The sequence below is a fragment of the Flavobacterium hercynium genome (genome assembly GCF_002217285.1).
GTDB lineage: Bacteria > Bacteroidota > Bacteroidia > Flavobacteriales > Flavobacteriaceae > Flavobacterium > Flavobacterium hercynium.
Genome location: NZ_MUGW01000003.1, coordinates 44675 through 51878, shown reverse-complemented (window position 1 = coordinate 51878; position 7204 = coordinate 44675). Strand labels below are relative to the sequence as shown.

Below are 7204 nucleotides of genomic sequence, written 5' to 3'. Positions count from 1 at the left end.
AAATAACTAAGATAGGATTCATTTAACCAGTTGTTTGAGATGTCTGATTTAAGATTTAATTGAAAGTCATCAATTTTTGGCTCGATTTCATTTAGTATGTTATTGAAATAATTTTTCAAAATACTGAACTTATTTGAAGAAATTAATCCTTTTATTATATGCATTTTAGGATTTGAAACTTTAAATATGTTTTTTTCACCATTAGACATAACTAATCCTACACTAATTTTTTCTTGTAAATTAGAATTTAAGGGAAGATAAATTATACTAAAAAAAGTTTTCATTTTATATTAAATGTTAGCTTGGATTAATGCTCTAAAATGATTTTCACAATCACTTTTCCAGTTTGCAGTAAATAAATTATTACGAATAAGTACTTCTAAACTTGGCAAATCTAATCTCCACTCAGCCGGAATATCAACAAGAATAGTACTTAATTGCGCTTCGCATTCCAAGGTACAAAGATAGAAATCTTTAACAACGTTATCAACAATTTTAGTTAAAGTCTTTCCTTTTCTAAATAAAATTTGAGCAAAGTCAGAGCATATAATAGATTCATTATCAGAAATTAATTGTAAACCATGAATCAATGTATTTGAATTAAAAATTGCACCATGGTCAAATACATTAAAGTAATATTTATTTGGTAAAGTTTGATCAAGTAATAAATTACTATTTGCATGATGTCTATCTTCATTTCCAAGCCATATATCAAATAAGGCAATTTTGAGTAAATCCTCTTTATTGACTATTTTACTTCTAAATGTTTGATTTTTAAATGATGGTAATAATGTTTTATCAAGAACTTGACTTTCTTCTATAAATAAGGAACCAAAACAGGGTTTATTGAAAAATGCAGGTTGTACAATGTTTAAATACTCATTAGGTAAATGGTCAGTATGAACATTCACAAAAGAGATTTTGGGTGTTTTTAAATCCCATAATTCAGCAAAAGTAGAACCTATAACTTCACTAAATAAAACTGAAGGATACAGTCTCCCATGTTTACAAACCCAATCAGACATATCAGAACATGTAACTAATATTGGCTTATCACCTGTTGTGAACATGCGTTCAGATCTATATAAACTTTGCTGCGTAAGAATCATTCATAATCTTAAATATTGTAAATATAGGTAAAAATATTACTTTAATGAGTAAATGTGTAGTTGTAATTTTAAAAAATACCAGCAGAGATTCTAATTTTGCCGTCAAGCATCTTACAGGTAAATGCAACATTGTCACGAGCAAGATGCTCGCGACAGCCCATGTGAAAAATAAGAGCAAAAAATGATTACATAGAATGAATGTAAAAAATCCGTATAAATCCGTGTTTTCGAAAAGCGAATCTGCTTTATCAGCGTAGTATACTAAAGCAAAGTATTGCCAATCAAAATGGTAAAAACGCCCAAAAACCAATTTTCAACTGAGAGTTGGTTTTTTTCGTATGTGATAGAATCGGCTAAGGCAATTTTAGTAGAATAACTTAAGTTATGTAAAGGAATTGTAAATTGAGTTTTGATGAAAAAAGAATGTAATTTAAAACTATAGAATTATAAATCTGACAGGAAAAGACGAAAAAAACAGGAAAAATGGAATTTCGATAGTAGAATCTTTATTTTGAATGTGAGATTTGTATTTCAAAGTTTGGATTGGGTTTTGAATCTTGCTCAATAAACGGGGTTTAAATTTTCGAATATGTAAAATTTGTGTTTCGAAATTGTCAAAATACTATTTTACTGACTTCTTAGTTTAAACTATACTAAGTCCATAAAAAAATTATAATATTGCTAAACTCAATTAATAAGTTGTGTTATGTCTCCAAAATTTAATTTTAACGAAGAAGAACTTCTGCAGCAATTTGCAGATGGGAGTGAACAGGCTTTTACGATTTTGTACGACCAATATAAAAATGTTGTTTACGCATCGGCTTTGAAAATAACGAAGTCCAAAACACTTTCAGAAGAGGTGGTTCAGGATGTTTTTATGAATATTTGGCTGAAAAGGGAAGAACTTAGAGATGTTGTAAATTTCGAGAGTTATCTCTTTATCTCCGGTAGAAATCATATTTTCAACATGATCAAAAAGATCGCCAGAGAAGACACTTTTAAAGATGAATTGAAACGCGGTGATTTTTCGTTTAACGCAACAGATTCTTTTTTAGAGGACGAGCAGTATAATGTGCTTTTAGATCAAATTTTGCTCAAACTTCCTCCACAGCAGCAAAAAATCTATCAAATGGCAAGAGTTGAAGGTCTTAGTTACCAAAAAATTGGTGAGATATTGGACATTTCACCTCTCACGGTCAAAAAACACATGGCGCAAGCTTTGAAACTCATTCGTACCCAATTGGCACGCCACATCAATCTTATTGTACTTAGTTTGAGTTATTTTTTTACACAAAATTAAAAATTCAATTTATTGATTTTCAGTGTATTGAATTTTTTGTTTAAAATAATTTTACTTTTTTTTAACTTTCGACTACTCCTTATCCCTTTTTAAATTGTCTTTATACTATACGGGCATTCTATTTCGATGATTGATAACAATTATTTAAATTTTAGAAAACTGATTGAAGCGCCCAAATAAAAAAACTACTGTAAATAGTAATTATAAAGTAATGGAAAAAGAGGAATTTGAAAAATTATTTGAGCGTTATGTGCGCAATGAACTTTCAGAACAAGAACTGGAACAACTCATGCAAGCTGTAAAAAAGGATCAATATGATGTTTTTTTAAAAGATGAAATTTATACTTCGCTTAAGGAAGATGAGGTTTCGGATTTTATGGACGAACAACGCGCGGAAATTATTCTTAATACTATTTTATCCGAATCTAAAAGCGAATCAAAATTAGTTCCGCTTCATCCTCAAAAAAGAAATAGAAAAAAGACATTTCGTATACTTTTTGCAGCCGCAGGAATTGCTGTTTTGGCAGCAATCAGTAGTACTTTTCTTTTTAAGTCTACTCCTGAGACTCCATTAAAGGATGTACAGCAAACTCCAACAGAGGAAAGTGCCTTAATTGCTTTTAGTGGAAAACAACTGATTCATTTACCGGACGGAAGTACTGTTCTTTTGAATGATAACAGTAGTTTGGAATACAACAAAAATTCTTTTGATGATAAAACCCGTGAAGTAACGCTAACCGGAGAAGCTTTTTTTGATATTCAGCGAAACGAAAAAAAGGCTTTTATCGTGCATACGGGCAAGGTGCAGACTAAAGTTCTAGGAACGGCTTTTAATATTAATGCCAGAAAATCTTCTGCCGCTATTGAAGTTACAGTTGCAAGAGGTAAGGTACAGGTGGGTGACGCTGAGAAAGTATACGGTGTAATTACGCCGAATCAGCAGATTAAAGTAGAGAAAAATACGCTGGCCTATCAGCAAAGCAACATTAATGCGACTGCTGTAACGCAATGGAAAAACAATTATCTGATTCTGGATGATATTAGTATGGATCAGGCGGTGGCGCTTATTTCTGAGAAGTACAAAGTGAAAATTCAGTTGAATGAAAACATTAAAAATTGCAGAATAACAGCGAGTTTTTTAAACGATGAAGATTTAGATCATATTCTAAAAGTGGTCTGCAGTGTTATGGAAATCAATTATCACTACACAGATTCCGGTGCTGTCGTAATCGATGGAAAAGGCTGTTAGTCAGTAAAATATATTGTAGAAAAATAGTAATAATCTTAAAACAGGAAGCCTATAAAATAAAAGCAAAAAAAAACCATCTGGCTCCGACCCCAGATGGCGAGTATTTCTAATAATTAATTCGAACTAACCATTAAAAACAACCAAATTTATGAAATTGCGCTGTAAAACAACCATGTTTGACAGGGAAAAATCATCTTTTTTCCCGCTGTCAAAAAAAACCATTATGATCATGCGAATCAGTTTATTCCACATTTTCTTATTGACTTGTGGCACTCCATTGGTGTTTGCTACTGAGATGAGAGGACAAAATTTAGAATCAATATCTGTTGATATAGAGCTTCACAATCAGGATATTAAAACTTTATTTAAAACGATAGAGAATAAAACGGGATTACTGTTTGCTTATCAGCCACAGGTTATCAAAGATTTTCCAAAAGTAACGACGCCAAGAGGCCGCAGAAGTGTGAGCGATATTCTGAATACGGTTTTTCAGGGCAGCAATTTGGTCTACAAACAAGTAGATAAAAATGTGGTCGTGTACAGAAGCGAAAATACAAAAACAGAAAACACAGTAAAAGAAGAAAAAGGATATGAGCATAGTTACATGCTAAGCGGAAAAATTCTGGATGAGAACGGACAGCCTTTGCCAGGCGTTACGATTTTACTGGTAGGAGGAAATAAAACGGGTGTTTCTGATTATGACGGACAGTTTTATATTGAGCTTCCGTCAGGAAAACATACGCTTAAAGTATCTTATTTAGGCTATAAAACGCAGGAGGTAACGGTTCAGGATCAAACTTCGATTACTATAAAAATGCAGCCCGATTTAGCCAAACTAGATGAAATCGTGGTGATTGGTTATGGAACTACAACTAAAAGAACTTCAACAGGATCTGTAGTGAAAATTACGGCTGAAGATATTGAAAAACAACCGGTAACCAACATTTTGCAAACGCTTCAGGGAAGAACTCCGGGGGTTTTTGTAACACAGACTTCGGGTTATGCAGGAAGCGATATGAACATTAGTATTCGTGGTAGAAATTTTATTGAAGGAAGTAATCTTCCGCTTTACATCGTAGATGGTGTTCCGTACATTGGTGACGACATCAAACAACAGGTACAGGATCAGAATGTGATCAGAGGTGCTCAAAAATCGACTAGTCCGCTGAATATTATTAATCCAAATGATATCGAAAGCATCGAAATTCTGAAAGATGCAGATGCAACAGCGATCTATGGTTCCAGAGGTGCTAACGGTGTTGTATTGATTACGACTAAAAAAGGAAAAGCAGGAAAAACAGAATTTACGGTAACGACAAATTCGGGAGTTTCTGAAGTAGGGCATATGGTGAGAACATTAAAAACGCCTGCTTACCTGAACATGCTGCAAACCGCATTAGACAATAATGGAGATGTAGCTTCTAATGACAGTAACGGTATTGCGCTTGTGGACTGGGATCCTAATGCGTATACGGACTGGCAGAAAAAATTAATTGGCGGAACAGCCAACTTCAATAATTATTCGGCTTCCTTAAAAGGCGGAAATGAAATAACGAATTTTCTTTTAAGCGCTGCTTATCACAAAGAAACGACGGTAGTTCCGGGAAGTTTTAATTATAATAAATTCTCGACTAATTTTAATATCAACCACAGCACGCTGGACAATAAATTAAAAGTAGGTTCATCTGTAATATTTGCTGCAGATAATAATCAGCTTCCGTTTTTTGATATTACCACTTATGCTGTCAATACGGCGCCAAACCGTCCGTTGTATAATGCAGACGGAAGTTATTACTGGTCTCCGGATTATTTCAGCGATATAAATCCGCTTGCTGCTTTAGAAAAAAGAGTAGACGATAAAGGAATTAACTTAATTACAAGTTTAAGCCTGCAATATGAAATTGCAAAAGGGTTCTCTTTCAAAACTGATCTTGGGTACGGAAGAGCGCAAATGCAAACCAAACAATTCATGCCTGCATCTGCAAGTAATTATGTTTACAATGAAGCCAACGATTTTGATTCTAATTTTTCAAGATCATACACTGTTTCGACCAATAATACTAATAATTTTACTATTGAGCCTCAGCTTAATTATACAACAGAATTATGGAAAGGAAATTTAACGGCTCTTGTTGGTGGTTCATGGCAAAACAGAAAATCAGAAATGCCATCGTATGTTAGTTCAAGTGGTTATAGTTCAGATAATTTAATTGGAAACCTGGGAACGGCAGAAAATGTAACGGCAACTAATGGTAGTACAGAATATAAATACATTTCGCTTTTTAGCAGAGTAAACTACAATATTGCGAACAAATACATTTTAAATGTCAATTTTAGAAGAGACGGTTCGTCTAAATTTGGAGCTAATAATCGTTTTGGAAATTTTGGTTCTGTTGGTGGTGCATGGGTATTTACACAGGAAAATTTCTTAAAAGACAATACGATATTAAGTTTCGGAAAACTTCGTTCTAGTTATGGAGAAATAGGAAGTGATGATATTGGGGATTATCAATATGCTGATACTTTTGATACGCGTACTTATGGTAATGGAAACGCGTCTATGACAGCAGCCAGAATTCAGAATCCGGACCTGAAATGGGGATTGACAAAGAAATTTGAAGCAGCACTGGATTTAAGTTTCTTTAACGATCGCCTTTCTTTTACAGCGGCTTATTATAAAAACACATCCAGTAATCAGTTAGTGAATTACACACTTAGTGCGCAAGCTGGGTTTACTACGTATACAGCAAATTTACCGGCTGAGGTGGAAAACAAAGGTTGGGAATTTACGCTTGCTACAACGAATATTAAAACTAAAAACTTTAACTGGTCAACTTCTTTTAATATTTCAACCAATTCGAATAAGTTAGTATCCTTTCCGGAGATAGAATTTACAAGTTATTATTCGCAATACATTGTTGGAAGACCTTTGAGCAGCAGGTATAATTTTAATTTTACTGGTGTAGATGCTAATGGAATTGCACAGTTTGAAGATGTAAACGGAGATGGTAAAATCTCTACAGGATTTGCAGAAACAGGTAAAGGTGACAGAAAATATGCAGGACCAACGTATCCTCAGTACTACGGAGGAATTTCGAATACGATAAGCTACAAAGCTTTTACGCTTGACTTTTTGTTTCAATTTGTAAAACAAGATGGTTCTCTATTGATGACTTCTACGGGAGCACAGCCGGGTTATCCGTATGCAACAGCTAATTTTCAGGAAGATGAATACAATAATTATATAGCGCAGGGAAATGTTTTGAGCTCCGGTTTTCAAAATAGCTTTTTTAATTATTTAGGATCTAATGCTACAGTTGTGGATGCGTCTTACATCAAACTTAAAAATGTTAGTGCTTCGTACCAAATTCCACTAGATGAAGCTACGAAGAAATATTTGCAGAGCATTCGTCTTTCGATTCAGGGACAAAACTTGTTGACGATTACAAGTTACAAAGGACTTGATCCGGAAACACAGGGGTTGGCATTGCCTCCATTGCGTACAATAACTTTTGGAACTCAGTTTACATTTTAAATCTAAAAAAT

Annotated in this window: 5 protein-coding genes; 3 read left to right on the top strand and 2 right to left on the bottom strand. The window is 33.7% G+C overall.

Annotated features, from left to right (window positions below; genetic code table 11):
- Positions 1-284, bottom strand: a 284-nt coding sequence (locus B0A66_RS23060; RefSeq protein ID WP_208862564.1) for a hypothetical protein, incomplete at its 3' end; no start/stop codon positions are given.
- A 6-nt stretch (positions 285-290) separates the two neighbouring features.
- Complete coding sequence (locus B0A66_RS02040) at positions 291-1070, bottom strand: HipA family kinase (RefSeq protein WP_123868194.1); 780 nt, start codon at positions 1068-1070, stop codon at positions 291-293.
- Positions 1071-1815: 745 nt separating this feature from the next.
- Between B0A66_RS02040 and B0A66_RS02035 the strand changes: the two genes are divergently transcribed.
- The 3 genes from B0A66_RS02035 to B0A66_RS02025 all read left to right on the top strand — a co-directional run bounded on the left by B0A66_RS02035 (position 1816) and on the right by B0A66_RS02025 (position 7193).
- A complete protein-coding gene (locus tag B0A66_RS02035) occupies positions 1816-2409 on the top strand; it encodes an RNA polymerase sigma factor (protein WP_089048185.1) in 594 nt (197 codons plus the stop codon).
- 211 nt (positions 2410-2620) lie between these two features.
- A complete protein-coding gene (locus tag B0A66_RS02030) occupies positions 2621-3658 on the top strand; it encodes a FecR family protein (protein WP_123868193.1) in 1038 nt (345 codons plus the stop codon).
- Between the two features lie 148 nt (positions 3659-3806).
- Positions 3807-7193 (top strand): TonB-dependent receptor, encoded by a 3387-nt coding sequence (locus tag B0A66_RS02025; RefSeq protein WP_089048183.1) that lies wholly within the window; start codon positions 3807-3809, stop codon positions 7191-7193.
- Positions 7194-7204 lie beyond the last annotated feature (11 nt).

Coding starts and splice junctions, on each gene's coding strand:
- B0A66_RS02040 (WP_123868194.1), bottom strand. CDS start 1,070: ATGTTCACAACAGGTGATAAGCCAATATTAGTTACATGTTCTGATATG.
- B0A66_RS02035 (WP_089048185.1), top strand. CDS start 1,816: ATGTCTCCAAAATTTAATTTTAACGAAGAAGAACTTCTGCAGCAATTT.
- B0A66_RS02030 (WP_123868193.1), top strand. CDS start 2,621: ATGGAAAAAGAGGAATTTGAAAAATTATTTGAGCGTTATGTGCGCAAT.
- B0A66_RS02025 (WP_089048183.1), top strand. CDS start 3,807: ATGAAATTGCGCTGTAAAACAACCATGTTTGACAGGGAAAAATCATCT.